The 19,162-nt window shown below is 70.3% G+C and carries 19 protein-coding genes and 2 pseudogenes; 15 read left to right on the forward strand and 6 right to left on the reverse strand.

What is annotated here, in order from left to right; translation table 11 throughout:
• Positions 1-4: 4 nt before the first annotated feature.
• Entirely contained in the window at positions 5-781 is a 777-nt protein-coding gene (locus tag ACIREI_RS02355) for a sulfotransferase family protein (RefSeq protein ID WP_403326443.1), read from the reverse strand.
• Between the two features lie 187 nt (positions 782-968).
• Here ACIREI_RS02355 and ACIREI_RS02360 point away from each other — a divergent pair, with 187 nt between their 5' ends.
• The 9 genes from ACIREI_RS02360 to ACIREI_RS02400 are packed head-to-tail and all read left to right on the forward strand — an operon-like array spanning position 969 to position 10,310.
• Positions 969-1,559 (forward strand): hypothetical protein, encoded by a 591-nt coding sequence (locus tag ACIREI_RS02360; RefSeq protein WP_403326446.1) that lies wholly within the window; start codon positions 969-971, stop codon positions 1,557-1,559.
• On the forward strand, positions 1,556-2,623 hold the full coding sequence (locus ACIREI_RS02365) for a BtrH N-terminal domain-containing protein (protein ID WP_403326449.1): 1,068 nt from the start codon (positions 1,556-1,558) through the stop codon (positions 2,621-2,623). Before ACIREI_RS02360 ends, ACIREI_RS02365 begins: the two co-directional genes overlap by 4 nt.
• Positions 2,620-3,927, forward strand: coding sequence for a DegT/DnrJ/EryC1/StrS family aminotransferase (locus ACIREI_RS02370; protein ID WP_403326452.1), 1,308 nt, complete (start codon positions 2,620-2,622; stop codon positions 3,925-3,927). Before ACIREI_RS02365 ends, ACIREI_RS02370 begins: the two co-directional genes overlap by 4 nt.
• On the forward strand, positions 3,924-4,778 hold the full coding sequence (locus ACIREI_RS02375) for a RimK family alpha-L-glutamate ligase (protein WP_403326455.1): 855 nt from the start codon (positions 3,924-3,926) through the stop codon (positions 4,776-4,778). Before ACIREI_RS02370 ends, ACIREI_RS02375 begins: the two co-directional genes overlap by 4 nt.
• The gene (gene argC, locus ACIREI_RS02380) at positions 4,775-5,800 is read left to right on the forward strand and encodes an N-acetyl-gamma-glutamyl-phosphate reductase (protein ID WP_403326458.1); all 1,026 of its coding nucleotides are present in this window, start codon (positions 4,775-4,777) and stop codon (positions 5,798-5,800) included. The genes ACIREI_RS02375 and argC overlap by 4 nt, the downstream gene beginning before the upstream one ends.
• 35 nt (positions 5,801-5,835) lie before the next feature.
• Positions 5,836-6,717 (forward strand): [LysW]-aminoadipate kinase, encoded by an 882-nt coding sequence (locus ACIREI_RS02385; RefSeq protein WP_403326460.1) that lies wholly within the window; start codon positions 5,836-5,838, stop codon positions 6,715-6,717.
• Positions 6,714-7,757: a [LysW]-lysine hydrolase gene (locus tag ACIREI_RS02390; protein WP_403326463.1), complete on the forward strand. Its 1,044-nt coding sequence runs from the start codon at positions 6,714-6,716 to the stop codon at positions 7,755-7,757. The genes ACIREI_RS02385 and ACIREI_RS02390 overlap by 4 nt, the downstream gene beginning before the upstream one ends.
• The gene (locus ACIREI_RS02395) at positions 7,754-9,013 is read left to right on the forward strand and encodes an MFS transporter (protein WP_403326464.1); all 1,260 of its coding nucleotides are present in this window, start codon (positions 7,754-7,756) and stop codon (positions 9,011-9,013) included. The genes ACIREI_RS02390 and ACIREI_RS02395 overlap by 4 nt, the downstream gene beginning before the upstream one ends.
• Entirely contained in the window at positions 9,003-10,310 is a 1,308-nt protein-coding gene (locus ACIREI_RS02400) for a GNAT family N-acetyltransferase (protein ID WP_403326467.1), read from the forward strand. The genes ACIREI_RS02395 and ACIREI_RS02400 overlap by 11 nt, the downstream gene beginning before the upstream one ends.
• Before the next feature lie 10 nt (positions 10,311-10,320).
• Here the strand turns inward: ACIREI_RS02400 and ACIREI_RS02405 are convergent, their stop codons facing one another.
• Positions 10,321-11,157, reverse strand: a complete 837-nt coding sequence (locus tag ACIREI_RS02405; RefSeq protein WP_403326470.1) for a hypothetical protein — start codon at positions 11,155-11,157, stop codon at positions 10,321-10,323.
• A 404-nt stretch (positions 11,158-11,561) separates the two neighbouring features.
• On the opposite strand from ACIREI_RS02405, the gene ACIREI_RS02410 reads away from it, so the two are divergent.
• Both ACIREI_RS02410 and ACIREI_RS02415 read left to right on the forward strand, forming a co-directional pair.
• The gene (locus ACIREI_RS02410) at positions 11,562-12,221 is read left to right on the forward strand and encodes a LuxR C-terminal-related transcriptional regulator (RefSeq protein ID WP_403326473.1); all 660 of its coding nucleotides are present in this window, start codon (positions 11,562-11,564) and stop codon (positions 12,219-12,221) included.
• Positions 12,222-12,616: 395 nt separating this feature from the next.
• A pseudogene (locus ACIREI_RS02415) lies at positions 12,617-12,901 on the forward strand (GNAT family N-acetyltransferase); the annotation flags it as partial.
• Between the two features lie 67 nt (positions 12,902-12,968).
• Here the strand turns inward: ACIREI_RS02415 and ACIREI_RS02420 are convergent.
• A complete protein-coding gene (locus ACIREI_RS02420) occupies positions 12,969-13,133 on the reverse strand; it encodes a hypothetical protein (RefSeq protein WP_403326907.1) in 165 nt (54 codons plus the stop codon).
• A gap of 116 nt (positions 13,134-13,249) precedes the next feature.
• On the opposite strand from ACIREI_RS02420, the pseudogene ACIREI_RS02425 reads away from it, so the two are divergent.
• Positions 13,250-13,468, forward strand: a pseudogene (locus ACIREI_RS02425) (IS1380 family transposase); the annotation flags it as partial.
• 130 nt (positions 13,469-13,598) lie between these two features.
• On the opposite strand, the gene ACIREI_RS02430 reads toward ACIREI_RS02425, so the two are convergent.
• Entirely contained in the window at positions 13,599-14,579 is a 981-nt protein-coding gene (locus tag ACIREI_RS02430; RefSeq protein WP_403326475.1) for an endonuclease/exonuclease/phosphatase family protein, read from the reverse strand.
• A 146-nt stretch (positions 14,580-14,725) separates the two neighbouring features.
• Entirely contained in the window at positions 14,726-15,289 is a 564-nt protein-coding gene (locus ACIREI_RS02435) for a dihydrofolate reductase family protein (RefSeq protein WP_403326478.1), read from the reverse strand.
• Between the two features lie 184 nt (positions 15,290-15,473).
• Here ACIREI_RS02435 and ACIREI_RS02440 point away from each other — a divergent pair, with 184 nt between their 5' ends.
• The 3 genes from ACIREI_RS02440 to ACIREI_RS02450 all read left to right on the forward strand — a co-directional run bounded on the left by ACIREI_RS02440 (position 15,474) and on the right by ACIREI_RS02450 (position 18,548).
• Complete coding sequence (locus ACIREI_RS02440; protein ID WP_403326481.1) at positions 15,474-16,196, forward strand: FadR/GntR family transcriptional regulator; 723 nt, start codon at positions 15,474-15,476, stop codon at positions 16,194-16,196.
• Between the two features lie 522 nt (positions 16,197-16,718).
• Positions 16,719-18,146, forward strand: coding sequence for a sugar porter family MFS transporter (locus ACIREI_RS02445; RefSeq protein ID WP_403326482.1), 1,428 nt, complete (start codon positions 16,719-16,721; stop codon positions 18,144-18,146).
• A 45-nt stretch (positions 18,147-18,191) separates the two neighbouring features.
• Entirely contained in the window at positions 18,192-18,548 is a 357-nt protein-coding gene (locus ACIREI_RS02450) for a universal stress protein (protein ID WP_403326484.1), read from the forward strand.
• Positions 18,549-18,713: 165 nt separating this feature from the next.
• Here ACIREI_RS02450 and ACIREI_RS02455 read toward each other — a convergent pair whose 3' ends face one another.
• Positions 18,714-19,115, reverse strand: a complete 402-nt coding sequence (locus ACIREI_RS02455; RefSeq protein ID WP_403326486.1) for a DUF3662 domain-containing protein — start codon at positions 19,113-19,115, stop codon at positions 18,714-18,716.
• Positions 19,116-19,162: the final 47 nt, after the last annotated feature.

Here is a 19,162-nt window from a genome sequence, read left to right on the forward strand (position 1 = left end):
TCCGTCAGCGGTGGGCCTGATCGCTCACGGACGCCGGGTCCCCGTCCGGCACGCGCAGCCGGGCGGCGTGCAACTCCTCGTAGAACGGCAGATGGTGGCGGAGATAGCCGGCGAGGACCGGGTGGTTGTGCACCGTCGCGGCGTACGCGCTGCGGGTCGGCACGAATCCGTCGGTCCGGCCCGTGTTCTCGTGCCAGCGCCGCGTCGACATCCAGTCCTCGCGCATGCCCGGCCGCCACGTCAACGCCCGCGCCCGGAACGGGATGCCCACGGCCGCGCAGTACGCCCGGACCGTCTGCCGGGGCCGTCGTACGAGGTCCTGCGCGTCGACGACGACCGGGGGACGGCCGGTGGCCGCGGTCACCGCCCGATGGATCTCGTGGAGCCGCTCGATGCCGACCTCCTCGCACCGCAGGTCCGGGTTGAGCGCGAAGTGGGAGGCGATCACCTCGGCGGGGTCGCGGACGATGAACGTGTGGGTCGCCTCGGCGAGGAAGCGCCGGTCGGCCAGCAGTCCCGGGTAGGCGAAGTCCGTCGTGTCCTTGAAGAACACGGCCCTGTCGCGCGCCAGGGCGGTCAGCGCCTCGATGAGCTCCGCCTCGGTGCGCACCACCCGGCCGTCGATCTCCTTCTCGTGGAAGTCCGCGACGTGCGAGAACGGTTCATGCACGACGGTGAAGTCGCCGCGCTCGGCCATCATGCGCAGGAACGCGGTGGACCGGGACCGCGGCGCACTCCACAGCCCGAGCACGCCCGGGGACTGCTGCTCGGAAACGGTCATCGATTGCCTCCCAGGACAGCTTCGGTGCGCCGAACTCTAGGAGCCGTTCCGTGTACCTGTCCTCAGCGCACCGTGGAGCCCCCGCCCCGGGCGCCTCGTCAGAATCCGTCACCCCCTCTCATACCTGGTGGGACGCGTAGAGTCCCTCCCGCCCCTAGTGTCCCGGCGGGAGGAAGGAGGCAGACACATGCACGCCAGCACACCGGCGGTCGCCCGGCACCGCCTGCTCGACCTCGCGGAGCACTGGAACAACCACGCGACGTCCGCCGCCGCCGACACCTCGTCCGGGGCGTTCAACGTGTGGGGCAACTCCTTCGCCCGGGAGTTCCTGCCGGGACCGGGAGAGCGCGTCACCGTCGGGGGAGTCCCGTTCGTGTTCCCGGCCGGCGCCGACCGGGGCGACAACGTCCGCTGCGCCGGCCAGCACGTGGGCGTCCCGCACGGCGAGTACGACTGGATCCATCTGCTGGCGGCCGGTGAGCGCCGCGTGGAGGACGAGGTCGCCCTGCACTTCGCCGACGGGCAGGTGGACTTCGAGGCGGTGCGCGTGTCGGACTTCTGGGCGGCGCCCGCGGTCTTCGGGGAGCGGGAGGCCTTCCGGACCCCGGTCATGCACTACCCGCACCATGTGCAGCAGGGGGTTCCCGCCCTGCTGTGGGCCCAGCGGATCCCGGTGACACGGCGCGCCCCGCTGGCGGCGGTGCGGCTTCCCGACCACATCGCCCTGCACGTGTTCGCCATGACCCTGGAGCAGATCGACCGAGGAGCGCCCCGATGACCCTCACCGGCACGCCGGTGCGCACCGGCGAGCCGGTGTCCCTGTGGTACCGCGACCCGATCAGCTGCCTGCAGGCCACGCTGGGCTCGGTGGTCCTGAACGCGGGCGGTGACCCCCTCGAAGTCCTCGGCGCCCACTGGGAGTTCCGCTTCCGCCCGGGGGACGTACGGCCGGAGGAGTTCTACTTCCCGTGCGCCTTCGACGGCGACCCGGCCCGCAGCATCGCCCCGTACCACGGGCTGCGCTCACGGTGGCACACCGCGGCCGACCGCGACCGCCCGCTGGCGTCCCTCGCCGCCGAACTCGCCGAGGGCCGGCTGGTGCTGGCCGGCGTGGACAACTACCACCTGCCGTTCCGCCCGGCCTACCACGACGTGCACGCCGCCCACCTCCTCGTCGTGTACGGCGTGGACGAGCACGCCGGGACGGTCTGGGTGTCCGACGCCATGCCCCCGGCCTTCCAGGGCCCGATCGCGGCAGAGGACTTCCTGCGGGCGTGGACGTCGGCGAATCCCGACGACGAGCAGGACGCCTTCTTCAGCGACGCGCCCCTCGCCACCCGGTATCTGACGGTGACCGTCGACACCCCGCTGCCGGAACTCGACGCGGCCGCACTGGCCCGCGTGCTCGGGAACAACGTGGCGGGCTTCACCGGCGTCCCTCCGGTCGGCGGCGCGCATCCGGTCACGGACGAATCGGCGGACTGGACCGGCCTGGCCGGGCTGTTCCGCTGGCTGGAGCGGACCGCCGAAGCCGCCGCGCGCGGCGACGGCCCGGCCCTGCGCGAGACGTATCCCCTCGGCTGGGCCATGCAGGCCCAGGCCTGCCTGCACGGCGAGTTCCTGCGGGCCTGGGGACAGCGGCACGGCGTCCCCGCCCTGCGCGAGGCGGGCCGCCGCGTCGAGCAGGTGGCGCACGCCTGGACCGGCGTGCGGATGACAGCCGCGCACGGCCACGGCACCCCCCGCACGGCGCTGCCCGCACTGCTCCGGCACGGACGTCGGCTCGAACGCGCCTACGCGACCGCCGTGGAGGCCCTCGACGACGCAAGGAAGGTGCTGTGACCGCCGCGACGAGCGAGACCCTGGCCGCGTTCGGCGGTCGGCCGTCGGTGCCGAAGCAACTGCGCAACCCGCCCTGGCCGGTGATCACCGAGGAGGACCGGGCGGCCGTCCTGGACGTCCTCGGCACGGGACCGCTGGTCTCCAACGTGGACGGCAGGAGTGCGGTCAGCGACCTGGAGGACGCGTGGGCCGAGCGCTGCGGCGCCCGTTGGTGCGTGGCCACGTCGAACGGGACCACCGCGCTGACGGCGGCCCTGGCCGCGATGGACATAGGCCCCGGTGACGAGGTGATCGTCCCGGCGCTGAGCTTCATCGCGAGCGCGCTGGCACCGGTGCACCAGATGGCCGTGCCCGTCTTCGCCGACGTGGACCCGGCGACCTTCACCCTGGACCCGGACGCGGTACGGAGCCTGATCGGACCGCGCACCGCGGCCATCCTCCCGGTCCATCTGCACGGTCACCCCGCGGACATGGACGCGCTCGGCGAACTGGCCGACCAGCACCGCCTCGCCGTCCTGGAGGACGCCGCCCAGGCGCACGGCGCCGTGCACTACGGCCGTAAGGTCGGCACGATCGGCACCGCGGGCGCGTTCAGCCTCCAGGTGACGAAGAACCTGCCGACCTGCGGCGAGGGCGGCCTGCTGCTCACCCAGGACGCCGACGTGGCCCGCAAGGCCCGTATGGCACGCGAGTTCGGTGAGGTCATCGAGCCGGGCGCCGAGCGCGACTACGTGTCGTACCTGCTCGGCTGGAACCACAAGATGAACCCGGTCCAGGCGGCCTTCGCCCTGTCCCAGCTGCGCCGCTTCGACGCCTACGAGGCGGCGCGCCGGCGGAACGTGACGCGGCTGCTGGAGCGGCTCGCCGCCCTGCCCGGGCTGATCGTGCCGACGGTGGCGCAGGGCAGCACGCACGCCTGGCACATCCTGCGGTTCCGCCTCGACCCCGTCCGGGCCGGTCTGGACGGCGTCGCCCCGGCCGCGTTCCGGAGGAGCGTGCACCGGCTGCTGCGTGCCGAAGGGGTGCCCGTCTCCCGCTACCAGGTGCTTCCGCTGCCCCTGCAGCCGGTGTTCGTGGACCGCACGGGCTTCGGGCGCGGGCACCCCTGGACGGCGGCTCCGCGCCGCCCCGTAGCGCGGGCGGGCGACTTCCCCGTGACGGAGGCCGTCATCGAGGACTCGCTCACGCTGCAGAAACGGCATCTGAATCCCGACGCCGGTGACGCCCTGGAGCGGTTCGCCGACGGGTTCGAGAAGGTGTGGCAGCACATGGACACGGTGGCCCGTATGGCGCGTGCACGGTGAGCGCGGACATAGCGGTCGTGCACTCCCGGGTGCGCGCCGAGGAGAAGGCGCTGTTCGAGGCCCTGGAACGACGGAACCTGCCGTACGTCGGTGTGGACGCCCGGCGCCTGTACGGGTTCGCGGACGCGGCACCCGTGCGCTGGCGGGTCGGCCTCAACCGCGAGCTGTCGCTGTCGCGGGCGGTCCACGCGGCACGCACCCTGGAGGCGCAGGGCCTGCACATGGTCAACTCCGCGTCCGCCACCGAGGTGTGCGGCGACAAGTGGCGGACCACCCTCGCCCTGGTGAGGGCCGGGGTGCCGACCCCGCGCAGCGCTCTCGCCCTCACCCCTGAGGCCGCCCTGCGGGTGCTGGACGAGCTGGACTACCCGGCCGTCTTCAAGCCGTTGACGGGTTCCTGGGGCCGGCGCGTGTCCCGGATCAACGACCGGGAGGCGGCCGTGGCCGTCCTGGAGCACATCGAGGCCCTGCCCTCGCCGACCGACCACCTCGTCTACGTCCAGGAGCTGATCCGCACGCCCGGCCGGGACATCCGGGTGGTCGTCGTGGACGGCACTCCGCTCGGCGCCGTCCACCGCACCGCACGGGAGTGGCGCACCAACGTGGCGCGGGGCGCCGAGGTGCGGCCCTGTCCGCTGACCGACGAGCTCGCCCGGCTCGCTACCACCGCCGCCGTTGCCGTGGGCGCCGATCTGGCCGGTGTGGACCTCGTCGAGGCCGAGGACGGACGCCTGCTGGTCCTGGAGGTCAACGCCGGGGTCGAGTTCGCCGGCTTCCAGCGGGCGCTGGGCGGCGCCGTGGACGTGGCCGATCGCATCGTCGACGTACTGGAACGGAGGGCCGCGTCGTGATCCGGGCGGCTGTCGTCGGAGGGGCCGGCTACATCGGGGGCGAGCTGCTGCGCCTCCTGCTCGGCCATCCGCATGTCGACCTCGTGGCGGCCACCTCCCGAAGCCTGGCAGGCCGCCGGATCGACGGCGCACACCCCAACCTGCGGGGACTGACCTCGCTCACCTTCACCCAGGTCGGCGAACTCCCCGAGTGCGACGTGCTGTTCACGGCGCTGCCGCACCGGGAGGCCATGCACACCGTGCCGGACCTGTGCGCACACGCCGAAGTCCTCGTCGACCTCTCCGGCGACTTCCGGCTCACCGACCCCGAGGTGTACGCCGCCCACTACGGCGTGCCGCACGTCCGCCCGGAGCTGCTGTCCGGCTTCGTCACCGGGCTGCCGGAGCTGTTCCGCGACCGGCTGCGGACCGCGAACCGGATCAGCGTGCCCGGCTGCATGGCCACCGCCGGCATCCTCGCCCTGCACGCTCCCGCCGCCGACGGGCTGCTCACGGGCGAGGTCGACGTCGACGCGCGCACGGGCTCCAGCGGTTCGGGCGTCACGGCCGGCCCGGAGAACACCCACGCCGAACGCAGCGGCGTTCTGCGCCTGTTCGCCCCGACGGGCCACCGCCACGAGGCCGAGCTGACCCAGGCCGTGGGCCTCCCGGCACGGATGACGGTCACGGCCGTGGAGGCGGTGCGCGGCGTGCAGGTGCTGTGCCGGGTACGTCTGGCCGACGGCGTCGACGAGGCCGCCCTGCGCTCCAGCCTGCGCCGCCACTACGCCGACGAGCCCTTCGTGCGCCTCGTGGCCCAACGGCGGGGCGGCTACCGCTACCCCGAACCGAAGATCCTCTCCGGCTCCAACCACTGCGACGTCGGCTGGGCCGTACGCCCCGGCACCGGATCGGCGCTGCTGATCGCGGCGCTCGACAACCTGATGAAGGGCGGCAGCGGCAACGCCGTGCAGGCCATGAACGTCCGCTTCGGCCTGCCGGAGCGCACGGGCCTGGAATTCCCCGGCCTCCATCCGGTCTGACACCGGCTCCCCGACCCCTCCGACCCGAGGAAGGCATGAACCCGACTCCCCTGGTGGTGAAGTGCGGCGGCCACGCGGCGGTCGATCACGCGGCCGTCTGCGCCGATGTGGCGGACCTCGCGCGGGCCGGACGGTACGTCGTGCTCGTCCACGGCGGCTCCGCGGACATCGACCGGCTCGCCGGCCGGCTCGGCGTGCCGCACCGCCGTCTGACCGGACCCGACGGAAGGACCGCGCGCTACACCGATCCCGCGACGCTGGACGTGGTCGTGACGGCGCTCGCGGGCATCGTCAAACCCCGGCTGCTGGCCCAACTGGCCCAAGCCGGCGTGCCCGCCGTGGGACTGACAGGACTGGACGCGGGCCTGCTGCGCGCCCGACGCCCGGCGGCGATCCGGGCCGTCGTCGACGGGGAGGGCGGACCGAGGGTGGTGCGCGACGACCACGGCGGACGCATCGTCGAGGTCGACCCCCGGCTGATCACACGCCTCCTCGAAGCCGGCGCCGTACCGGTCGTCTCCCCGCCCGCACTCACCGCCGAGGGCGAGTGCGTGAACGTGGACGCCGATCGCGCCGCCGCCGCGCTGGCCGGTGCGCTCGGCGCCGAGACGCTCGTTCTGCTCACCGGCGCTCCCGGGGTCCTGTCCCGCCCCGGCGACGAGACCTCCCTCCTGCGCGAGTGCAGGCTGCCGGCCACCGGGCTCCCGCCGTACGCGCAAGGCGGCATGCGCAGCAAGCTGACGGCCGCCCGGGACGCCCTGCGCTCGGGCGTGGAGACCGTACTGGTCGCGGACGGCCGCGGGACGGGCCCGCTGCGCGCCGCCCTGTCCGGCCGCGCGACCCGGATCCTGCTCGACACCGGCCGACCCGTGCGGCAGGCCGCCACGGTCACCACCGGACCGGGGCAGAGGCGATGAACCGCGCTGAGGCCGTCGAACTGCTGCGGACGATGGTGGACATCCCCTCTCCGTCCGGCGAGGAGGCGCGGCTCGCCGGCTACTTGGCCGACGTCATGGGCCGGCACGGCATGACCTCCCAGGTCGACGAGGCGGGCAACGCGATCGGGGAGATCGACCGGGGCGACGGTCCGCACGTCCTGCTGCTCGGACACATGGACACCGTGCCCGGCGACCTGCCCGTCAGGGTCGAGGACGGCCGGCTGTACGGGCGTGGCACCGTCGATGCCAAGGGCCCGCTGGCGACCATGATCTGCGCGGCGACGCTGGCGACCGGTTTCCGGGGCCGGATCGTCGTCGCCGGCGCGGTGGAGGAGGAGACCCCGGGCTCACGCGGCGCGACGGCGATCCGGGCGACCCGGCCGGAGCCGGACCTCGTGATCGTCGGCGAACCCAGCGGCTGGGACTGTGTCGTCCTCGGCTACAAGGGCCGCCTCGACCTGGACTACCGGGTCGAACGCCCCCCGACCCATCCCAGCAACCCCGAACCCAAGGCGTCCGAGCTCGTCGTCGCGGGCTGGACGGCGCTGGCCGCTGAACTGGGCGCCGACGCCTCGCACGCGTCGTTCGACCGTCCTGGGGCGACGCTCACCTCGATCGGCGGGGACATCGCCGCCGCCGAGGCCCGCTTCACCGTACGCACGCCGCCCGGTTTCGACGACGCGGACCTGGTACGGCGGCTGCGGGCGCGCCTGCCCGAGGGGGAGCTCACCCTCGTCCACTCCGTCCCCGCCTGCCGGGCCGACCGCAACAACCCCGCGGTCCGGGCCCTGACCGGGGCCATCCGCGCCGAGGGCGCACGCCCCCGGCTCAAGCTCAAGACGGGAACCTCCGACATGAACACGCTGTCCGAGACCTGGACCGCGCCGATGGCGACGTACGGCCCCGGCGACAGCAGGCTCGACCACGCGCAGGACGAACACATCCTGCTGGACGACTACTTCAGGGGCGTCTCGGTGCTCACCCGAGCCCTGAACTCCCTGGCGGAGCCCGGCCGATGAGAGACCTGCCCGCCAACGCCAGACACACCCTGCGGCTGCTGCCCCTGTGGGCCGTGCCCGGCAACGCCGCCCTGTTCTACCTGGCCCTTTACATGAAGGGCAACGGCCTGGACACCCTGTCCATCGGTGTCGTCCTGTCGGCCAACCTGTACCTCGCGCTGGTCTTCCAGCTCGTGGCCGGCGGGATCATCAACCGGCTCGGCCGCAAACAGGCGACCGTCGTCTTCTACTTCACCTCGTGGATCTTCCCGATGTTCATCTGGTCGGTGGCCCACGACTTCTGGCTGTTCCTCGCCGCGTACCTGCTCAACGCCTCGTCGAAGGTCATCGACATCTCCTTCAGCCTGCTGGCCATCGACGACGCCACGGACCGGCAACGCCCGCGGATCTACGCGGCGATGAAGCTCATCATCACGGCCGCCGGGCTGCTCACCCCGCTCATCGGCGTGAGCATGGAGCACTTCGGCTCGGTGAGCGCGCTCCGCGTCGTCTACTTCGTCGGCGGGGTCAGCATGCTCGTCCACGTGCTGTGGTACCGGCGGGTCACCACGGAGACCGAGGCGGGCAGTACGGCCATGGAGGCGCACGGCACCACGGGCGTGCTGCGCAGCATCGGGCCCAACCTGCGGCTGTTCGGGCGGGCCTGCCGGTCGCCGCTGCTGCTGCCGCTGATCGGGCTGTACATCCTGACCAGCGTGGGCTGGCAGCTCAACGTGTTCCAGGCCGTGTACCTCTCCGAGGCCCTGGACTTCAGCGACCGTGTCATCTCGCTGTTCCCGGCGTTCGGCGCCGCCGTCTCCCTGCTCTGCTACTTCCTGGTGATGCCGCGACTGCGGGGGACCTCCTCGGAGCGGTACATGCTGGCCGCGCTCCTCCTCAACGTACTGGGCTGGTCCGTCTTCCTGGCCGTGTCCCGGGGGACGCTCACCCTGCTGCTGGTCAGCGCGGCGCTGACCGCCGCCGGGCACTTCCTCACCGAGGCCTACCGGGACGCCATCCTGGTGGGCCGGGTGGCGGCCGAGGACCGGGCGGGCATGTTCTCGGTGGTGCAGGGCTCCGCCGCGGTGGCGGCCATCCCCTGCGGGTACCTCGCGGCCGTGCTGTACGAGGCGCGGCCCCTGCTCCTGTTCGTGGTCATCCTCGCCACGTACGTCGGAGGCTCGGTGTGCGCGCTGCTGTTGCTCCGCACGAGCCGTTCCGGTGCGGCCGCCGAAGCCGCGCCCGCGGGCGACAAGGAGGTGGCCGGTGCCGAGTGAGCACGTCCGGGGCGGGATGACGGCCGTGTCGGCCCGGGGGCCGGGCGCGGACGGCACGGTGCGCGGCGACGCGGTCGTCCGGCGCGTGGCGGAGGAGGAGTTCCCCGCGTGGTGGGACACCGCGCAGATCGGCTTTCTCACGCCGGAGCGCCGCGGTGAGGGCCCCCGGTGGCGCCGACACGTGGACCTCGGCCGCTGCTGGGGCGCGTTCGACGGGCCGCGACCGCTCGGCGTGCTGCGCAGCAAGCCGCTGGATCTCACCGTGCCAGGCGGCGGGACCGTGGCGGTCTCCGGCCTGTGTTCCGCGGCGGTCCTGCCCTCCCACCGACGGCAGGGGCTGCTCAGGGCGCTGATGTCGGCGGAGCTGACGGCGGCCGAGGAGCGGGGCGAGCCGGCCTGTGCGCTGATCGCGGCGGAGTGGCCGGTCTACGGCCGGTTCGGCTTCGGCGCCGCCGCGGAGGGCGCCAACATCACGCTGGACGCGGGCTCGGCCCGGCTGCGGCCGGACCTGAGCGTGCCGGACACCGTACGACTGGTGGACCACGAGACGTTCCGCACAGAGGCCGAGGCGGTCCACGAACGCGTGCGGGCCCGCGTCCCGGGGGCGGTGTCGCGCACGGCCGAGGAGTGGCACCACTGCGCGCGCCTCGCCCTCGATCCGGGGGACCCGCCGCCCGCCGACGTGCTGTACGCCCTCGCCCACGACGTCGACGGCCGGGCCACCGGGTACGTGGTGTACGCCCCCGCGAGCCGACCGTGGACGGCGGAGCGCCCCGATCACCGCATCGATCTCCTGGAGCTGACCGGCGACGGGCCGCGGTCGGAGGCCGCACTGTGGCGCTTCCTGTGGGAGCACGACTGGGTGACGCAGGTGGACGCCTGGAACCGTCCCGTGGACGAACCGCTGCCGTGGATGCTGCAGGACGCCCGCTCGATGCGGCAGATCATGCGGTCGGACACCTTGTGGCTGCGGATCCTGTCCGTCCCCGGCCTGCTCTCGGCACGCCGCTACGAGGTCTCCGGCAGCCTTGTGGTGCGGATCCGCGATCCCCGTGGTCCGGCGGATGGGACGTATCTGCTGGAGGGCGGCCCGACGGAGGCCCGGTGCGTCCGCAGTACACGGGGAGCCGATGTCACTCTTCCCGTGGCGACGCTCGCCTCGCTCTACTTGGGCTCGCTCTCCGCGGTCCGGGCGGCCCAGGCCGGCCTGCTGGTCGAGGAGCGTGCCGGGGCGGTCGCGCTCCTCGACCGCATGTTCCGCACCGCCCTGGCGCCCTGGGCGGTCACCAAGTTCTGACCGGCGTGGCTCAGTACACCTCGGGCAGCGGCGAGTTCTCGAAGAACTGCCGGATGTCGTCGGCGATGGCGGTGCTGTCCTCGTGCCAGTTCTCGGGCAGGGAACCGAGGCGGGCGGGCCGGAACTTCAGGCGGGGATCGGCGATGTCCACCCGTCCGCCGTGCTCCTCGACGTGGGCCAGCAGGGTCGCCGCCTCGGTCCGGATGGCCGGCGAGTTCTCCCGCCAGGCACCGCTGCCGTGCTCGCTGACCCGCCTGGCGAGGTCGGACTGGATGCCGTCGCGCCACTTGAAGTGGTTGACGGGGACGAGAGGTTGGTTGACGGGGTCGTGGTCCGGACTGCGGTGACTGCCGAGCGCGAGCCGGACCGAGGAACGGGCCATGACGATCTTGCAGGGATTGGCGTCCAGCAGGGTGTACGTCAGGAAGCCGCCGAGCGGGAAGGAGGCGTCCAGCCCGTCCTGGAGATGCCAGCCGGAGATGCTTCCGTCCGCCGCCACGCGGTCCAGCATCACCCCGCCGACCACGGGGCTGTTCACGGCCTCGGCCGCGGCGATCAGCTCCTCGGGCGGTGCCGGATAGTCGTGGAACTCGTCGATGTCGGCGATGATGTGCCAGCCCTCGCCCGCCCGGATCCGCAGGTGGTCCCGCAGCTCGCTGTGGACGGTTTCGTGCCAGGGGCCCTGGCTGATGAGGACCGGCGGACCCACCAACTCCTCGCACGTGGCGAGCAGTTCCTCGCGGCGCTGCTTCGGTGCGTGCGCGGTGAAGTGGAAGGCGAACAGGAACTCCCGTACGCCGTGGCCTCGGTAGTGCTGCACGAAAGCGCGCAGCAGGTCGGGTTCCACAGGACCTATCACAGAGATCAGCGGGGGCATGGGACGCGGCTCGTCCTTCCGGTCAGCGGGAACACGCGGAGCAAACCCGGGGTCGGCTCGGTCGTGACGCTAGCGGCGGCGTCGGCCCGTGTCGTCAACGTACGAATGGACTTGGCGGCGGCCGTCTCCCACGAGGACGGATACGCCTGCGCCGACACCGGTCCGTGACACTCGTCTGTGATCGCTCACAGAGTTCTCGTGAGATCGCTTAGCTCACTGACCGCCGAATTTCCAGTCTGTGAAGGGAGATCGAGAGCTGCCTACACTCCGCGTGGGTGGAAACGTTCCCACCTTCGAGCCGTGATGAGAACGTTCAGCGGGTGTCACGGGGGTCTGTGTGTCCGGGCCACCCCGCCGAGCCAGACGAGGTGGTCATGCCCATCAAAGTTGTCGTATGCGAAGAGACTCCCGTGGTCCGCGCCGGTCTGTGCGGACTTCTGGAGTCGGACGCTGAGACCCGGCTGGTCGACTCGACGGACAGCGGTGTCCACGCCATGATGCTCGTCCGCGACCGAAGACCGGACGTGCTCATCACCGGGCTCTCCCTGCGCGGGTTCTCGGGCCTGGACCTGATAGAGCGTCTGAACCGCGAGACCTCGGTCCCGCGACCGCGCGTCATCGTGTTCGCCACGGACGGCAGCGACGAGACCGTCAGCAAGGTGCTGGCCTCGGACGTGCACGGCATCCTCGTGTGGGAGACCACCAAGGAGGAGGTCTCCCTGGCCGTGCGGGCCGCCGCGGACGGCCACACCTACGTCACCCCCCGCGTCGCCGGTCGGCTGGTGGACTGGGTGCGCAATCGTTCCTCCGCTGCGTCGGAAACGCATCGCCTGCGGTTAGCGGGTCTGACCCCGCGCGAGCTGGAAGTCCTGGTCCTGCTGGCCCGGGGGCTCTGCGTGGACGAGATGGCCGACAAGCTGTCCATCGGAACCACCACCGTGCGCACCCACCTCTACCGGCTGCAGCGCAAACTCGACCTGCGCGACCGCGCTCAGCTGGTGTCCTTCGCCTTCCAGGCAGGCCTCATGGAATGACCCGCACAAGCCCCCAGGAACCGTGCTCCCGGGGGCCAGTCGCACGTGCTACGACAGCCGCGACCGGGCCTGGGGGAGATCAGGCCGGGCCCAGGACCTGGTCGAGGGACTGGAGGGGGATACGGCGAGGCCGATCTCGGCGGAGCGACCGATCCTCTCGAACGGCACAGGTCGGGGAGCCGGCCAACTCGACCGAGGCGAACGGCATGTTGAACTCGTCCGGCGTGCCGAACTCGTCAGCCGCACTCACTCCCCGCGCCGGGGCTGGGCCCGGGCTGTGCCGTGGCCGGCCGCGGGCGAGCCGTAATTCGTTTGACCGGGCCACGGGTCAACGCTGCACTGTGGCCTGGCACCACCAGTCGTGGGGCCGGTATCCCGAGGAGGCAGCGGCAGCAATGGAGATGCGTCCCACGACCGACGAGGATCTCGACGTCTTCGTCGACACGGTCCATGCCGCGTTCGGGCGCTTCCCGGAAACCCCGGTCCAGGGCGGCGGGCTCTGGTGGTCGGCGCTCGAAATGGAGCGCTCCCTACTCGCCCTGACGGCGGACGGGCGGCCAGTCGGCACCGCCGCCGCCCACTCCTTCGAGCTCACCCTCCCCGGTGAAACCCTCGTCCCGGCCGCCGGGGTGACCGCCGTCGGCGTCCTGCCCTCGCACCGACGCCAGGGCGTACTCTCAAGGGACTCGGTACGGCGACTCCGTCGGCCGGTGGCTGTAGTGCCGGGAACTGGGACGCGACCAAGGTCTATTCCCCGGCGAGCCAGCCGATCGAGCAGACCACGGTCAAGTACAACGGCAAGGTCTGGAAGGCCAAGTGGGAGACGAAGGGCAGCGCCCCGGGCACCGGGGCCGACGCCGACCACGAGCCCTGGAAGCTGATCGGCGACGCCGGCTGGCCGTTCCCAGCCACCCAGCCTGGCACTCCACGTCCTGATCAAATAACCGGAGAGTGCTTCTGACCTGCAACGATGGGACTTGTCTAAGGTCCTGTTGGCTGCACGGAAAGAAGCACTCTCCAGGTGAGCAGTGGTCTCGCAGGCCGGAGCGGTGCTGTTGGTAGAGACGGTCCGCAAGGTGGGCCTGGACACCGCGATATCGGCGGCGCCGTGGCGCAAGCCGCGGACGGTGTACGACCCGGGCAATGTCCTGCTGGATATCGCGCTCGCGACGGCTCTGGGCGGGGACTGCCTGGCCGATGTCGCCATGCTGCGGGCCGAGTCCCACGTGTTCGGCCGGGTCTCGGCGTTGGCCGGTGCGGACGGTCCGGCAGCCGAGGGCAGCGTGACCTGGGAGTATCGCCAAGCCCCGAAGGGATCCACCACACAGCCACAAAGTCCCCGTCAGCAAGCCGACGGGGACTCATGAATGATCGAGGCTAGAGATCGAGGACCACCCAGGCGGGATCGTGGTCCGATCCGTCACCGCCGTGCCTGGTGCGTCGGTCGATGTGAGAGCTCTTGTGCCGCGCAGTGAGGCTCTCGCTGAGCCAGATCTGGTCGAACAACTCGTACTTGGCGTGCTGTCCGGCCTCCTTGAACCGATGGGTCCACGACCCCGAGGCAGGCGGCGGAGGATCGTCCGGCTTGGGTTCCCGGGTTTCCTCCGGATGCGCGAGCGCCTCCGTCAGTCTCAACTGGGCCGTATGCTCGGCCAGTTTGGCGAGCGTCGGTGCGTCAGGAGTGTCGTTCATGTCGCCCAGCACGATGTAGCGCCCATCGGGGCGGGTCCGCTCGCCGATGATCCGGACGATGGTGTCAGCCTGGCGGGTGCGTCGCTCGTCGGCGAGGCGCTTGCCCTCCTCGGGGTCGGTGTCCCGGTCGACGAACTGGCTCTTGAGATGGTTGTTGAAGACGGTCAGCAGATGCTTGTCGGGGTCACGGGGATCCAGTATGTGCACTTCCAGCAGGTCCCGGCTGAAGACGCGTTCACCGGGCACGTCCGGATGGACCGCGTGTTGCCAGGAAGTCACCGCCCCGACGGGGAATTTGGACAGTACGGCGACATCGATCAGACGGGGATCATTTCCCTCGATCAGCGAGAGATGCGGGTAGGCGCCGCCGAGGTGCTGAGCAACGAAGAAGCGCAGGGTGTCGATGTCCTCGACTTCCTGCACGGCCAGTATGTCCAGGTCCATTTCACCGATCCGTCGGGCGAGCACCTGCTGCTCCTCGGGGGCGATTCCCTTGACCAGCCTGCCTTTGTACCTACGGATCCGCACGCTCTGGGGGTCGTCGAAGACATAGCTGGAGGTCAACTGTCCGTCGGCATCGACGGGATGGACAGCCGATATCTCCGCTTGGAAGTTGAACCGTGAAAAGAGATTGTTGAGGTTGAATGTTCCCACGGCGACATCCATGGTGACCTCCGAGATCGACCATTTGCCCCCTGTTGCCTCGAACCTGTCCAGCGTAACCCGATCGGCCAGCCGGCGAAAACGGGTCCGATGGCTTGGCTGTTGAATGCAGAATTGGTGCGGAAGCCGGGACTCGGCGGACGAGCCGGCTAGCGCGCCACGCGGTGACGGAGGTAGACGACTTTCGAGTTGAAGGTGCGGGTCTCGACGAGTTCGAGATCCACCCGGCGCTCGTTTCGGGGAAAGAACGGAGTGCCACCGCCGATCAGAACCGGGTAGACCATCGTCCGGTACTCGTCGATCAGACCCGAGGCGGCCGCCTCGGCGGCGAGAGTCGCGCCGCCGATCGCGATGTCGCCCTCGCCCGGCTCGGCTCGCAACCGCTCGATCTCCTCCGCCAGGCCGCCGCAGGCCAGGCGGGCATTGCCCTGCACCGCCGAGAGCGTGGTGGAGAACACCACCTTCGGGAGCGGATTCCAGAGCGCGGCCCACTCGAGCTCGGCGTCGTCGAGCGAGGAATTCTGGTCGGCGGTTTCCCAGTACAGCATCGTCTCGTACAGCCGCCGTCCCAACAGGTGGACGCCGACCTCTCGGATCTCGTCGATCCAGAAGCGAAAGACCTCCTTGTCGGGCATCGTCCAGTCGAAGCCGCCGTCCGGACCGGTGATGTAGCCGTCAAGTGAGACGTTCATCGAATACGTGACGCTGCGCATCGAAAGTCCTCCTCGGGTAGCGGGTTCGACCGTACGACCGGGACGCCGCAGGACTCATCGTGGCTCACCGAAATCCCTGGGCCGAGTCACCGCACGAGATCATTTCGCTGAGAAAACCTCACCGGTTTACCGGTTGATCAGTGCCAAGTAGAGTGAGGTGGCACCCAGACCAGAAAGCGATGCCATGACCGCCGAACTGTCCAGGATCAAGGTGGAGCCGCGGGAGCCGCTGGCGTCCGAGGTCTCGCGTCGGCTGATCGACTATCTCATGTCGGGCGAGGTGGCACCGGGGGAGCGGATCCCGTCCGAGCGGCAGCTGACCGAGATGCTCGGTGTCAACCGGCCCACCGTGCGTGAGGCGATCAAGTCGCTGGGGTTTCTGGGGTTGTTGGAGATCCGGCAGAGCAGCGGTACCTACTTTCGTGGTCCCGACTCGGACGTGCTCTACCGTCTGTTCGAGCTCGGTCTGGTGCTGGGGGAGCGCGGTTCCAAGGATCTGCTGCGTGCCCGGGCGGAGCTGGAGGTGCTGGTGGCGGGGCTGGCCGCCGAGGCGATCGACGCCGAGGGTGCCGGGCTGCTGCGTGCACGGCTGGAGACCATGCGGACCTGCGCCGACGAGGACTTCCCCGAGGCCGACATGGCCTTCCACGCCACCGTGGCCGACCTGTGCGGCAACGTCGTGTTGCGGGACATGCTCAAGGGGATGCGGGCCATGATCCAGCGTGGTTGGATCGAGCGCACCGTACCGACTCGCGGCCGTCAGGTCGCCTACGACGACCATGTGCCGATTCTCGAGGCCATCGAGCGGGGTGACGGCGAGGCTGCCCGTGAGGCGATGGCGCACCACATGGACGGGGCGACGAAGCGGCTGCTGGCCGCGCTGGAGCAGGGCGGGAAGGTGGGCTGAGGGGCCGGCGCCCTCCAGGGAGGCTGCGCCCAGGGGCTGGGCTTGCACGCATCGAGCGGGAGTAGCCCAGGGCCGGAGCCCCGCGTTCTCGTCGGCGTAGGTGGTCACTTGGCAGCATCACGCCCTCCGTCTCGCGCCGATGCGGATGTGAGGGGGAAGTAACAATCTTGTTTAGAGCGCTTTAATAGTGCGCTCTAGTCCGGGTACGATGGCCGCCGTCTGAATGTCATGTCAATAGCTTGTCGCTACGAGGTTTCCGCTGGGGTGTCCGCCGAGGTGGCGCGCGGGTCGCGGCCCCCGGAGGGGGCGTACCGATGCGCCGTCGGGCGGTCGAGGTCCGGCCTGTCGGCTGCCAGCTGCCAGCGGCCGGCTGCCTGGCGTGCTCGCGTCCGGACGGTTGACCCCTACGACTGTCAAACGTCCTGACATTATTTTGTCCTGTCTATTGATGATCCCTCGATTGGCTGGCAAGCTCCCGGAAAACCCGATGAAACCTGCCGGTATCGGCAGCTATGGGGAGGTATGCCCATGCTCGATGGAGAGACACGGACTTCGACTCAGGCGGCGGTGCCGTCGGACCCTCCCGGGCCTCATACGAAGCGGCTCGGCCTGATCGCCGTCATCGCGACCTTCGGCGGGCTTCTGTTCGGCTACGACACGGGCGTCATCAACGGTGCGCTGGCACCGATGAAGGAGGACCTCGGACTGACCGCCTTCACGGAGGGCTTCGTGGTCAGCATCCTGATCTTCGGTGCCGCGTTCGGTGCCCTGATCGGGGGTCGGCTCGCCGACACCTACGGTCGCCGGCACAACATCCTGATGCTCGCGGGTGTCTTCACGATCGGCACGCTGGGCTGCGTCGTCGCCCCCAACTGGGAAGTCCTGGCGCTCTTCCGGTTCATCCTGGGTCTCGCCGTGGGCGGTGCCTCGGCCACCGTTCCGGTCTATCTGGCGGAGGTCTCTCCCGCCGAGCGGCGCGGCAGCCTGGTGACCCGTAACGAGGTCATGATCGTCTCCGGGCAGTTCGCCGCGTTCGTCATCAACGCCCTCATCTTCAACATCTGGGGCGAGCACGACGGCGTCTGGCGCTACATGCTCGTGGTCGCCGTACTCCCCGCCTTCGCCCTGTTCTTCGGCATGCTGCGGATGCCGGAGAGTCCCCGATGGCTGATCTCCAAGGGCCGGGAGGCGGAGGCCCTGGAGGTTCTCAAGCAGATCCGCAGCCCCGAACGAGCCACGGCGGAGATGGCCGAGGTGCACGCCCTGGCGGAGGAGGAGAAGCAGGCGCAGACGGGCGGTTGGGCCGACCTCGCCGTGCCGTGGATCCGCAGGCTGCTCCTGATCGGCATCGGGCTGGGCGTGTTCCAGCAGTTCACCGGCATCAACTCGATCATGTACTACGGCAGTCAGCTGCTCGAGGACGCCGGGTTCTCCGCGAAGGCCGCCATCATCGCCAACACGGCCAACGGCCTGTTCAGCGTTCTGGGCATCACGGTCGGCATTCTGATCATGAACAAGATCGACCGCCGCAAGATGCTGCTCGGCGGCTTCGCCCTGACGACGTCCTTCCACATCCTCGTCGGCCTCGCGGCGACGCTCCTGCCGGACAGCACCGCCAAGCCCTACATCATCCTGCTGTTCGTGATCGGCTTCGTGTTCTCCATGCAGGGCACGATCGGACCTCTGGTCTGGCTTCTGCTGGCGGAGATCTTCCCGCTCAAGATCCGCAGTTTCGCCATGGGCATGTGTGTGTTCATGCTGTGGATCGCCAACGCCGGCGTCGCGTTCGGCTTCCCGCCCGTCGTCAGCGCACTGGGTATCGCCCCCACGTTCTTCATCTTCGCGGGACTGGGCGTGGCGGCCCTGCTGTTCATCCACACGATGGTGCCCGAGACCCGGGGTCGCTCCCTGGAAGAGTTCGAAGACGAGTTCCGGGCCAAGCACGCCTGACCCCCACCACCCGCCAACTCCCCGATTGGTCACCCCATGTCAGTCATGGTCGCCGTTTCAGACAGTCCCGAGGGCGCAGCCGCCCTGGCCGCCGGTGTCGCCGAGGCCAACCAACTCGCCACCGACCTCATCATCGTCAATCTGTCCCTCACGGAAGTGGACACCTCGTCGATACCGCCCGCACTCACCTACAAGATCATCGAACGCAAGGGCAGGGACGACCGAGACCCCGCCGAAGCCGTCCTCGACGAAATCCAGGACCACGCCGTCGACCGCCTCGTCATCGGCATCAAGCGCCGTTCGCCAGTCGGCAAGGCACTGCTGGGCAGCATCAGTCAACGCTTGCTGCTGGATTCCCCGATACCGGTCCTCGCGGTGAAGCTGGGCGCACAGGACGACTGAGTCCACAGCCACGGCCCGTCCGGCCCCTGGCCGGCGAGGGGCTCGCCGCCCGCCAACTCCGCTGGTCGAGCCGCTCGGCAACCAGCCGCTCGTACCAGCGGGGTGCGGCCAGGAAGGTGCCGAGCCAGGGCCCAGCGAGGCAGCAAATCCCGCCGTCTGGAAGCCTCAGTTGTCCGAGGTCCGGAACCCGCCGGCGCTGATGTGGGACATCACGGTGCTCGTCACGCGGTAACGGCCGTTGGGGACGTCGCGGGACTTGGTGACGTGCACGGTCAGCGGGCCGGCCCATTCGTACCCCTTGTGCTCGCCGTGTCGTGCCAGCTTGTCGGTGAGAACCTGCGCAACCTGGCCTTCGTTGGGATTGAGTTCGTCGTGGACGTGTTCGGCGAGTTCCACGTCGTACGCGTTCGGGACCACCACCCGCCGCTGACTGCACACCACGGCGTTGCTGTCACATTCACGCCGCAGCGCCCCCACCAGTTCGACCGGTTCCCTGGGGAAGATCTGCGCCACCAGAGCTCCCTCTACGCGCTCCAGAGCCCGTTCCCATGCGGTGAGCGTGCTCATCTACGTCGTCACTCCTTCTCGCTCGTCATGCGTCACTCGTAATCACT

The sequence above is a fragment of the Streptomyces sp. NPDC093591 genome, from assembly GCF_044764885.1.
GTDB lineage: Bacteria > Actinomycetota > Actinomycetes > Streptomycetales > Streptomycetaceae > Streptomyces.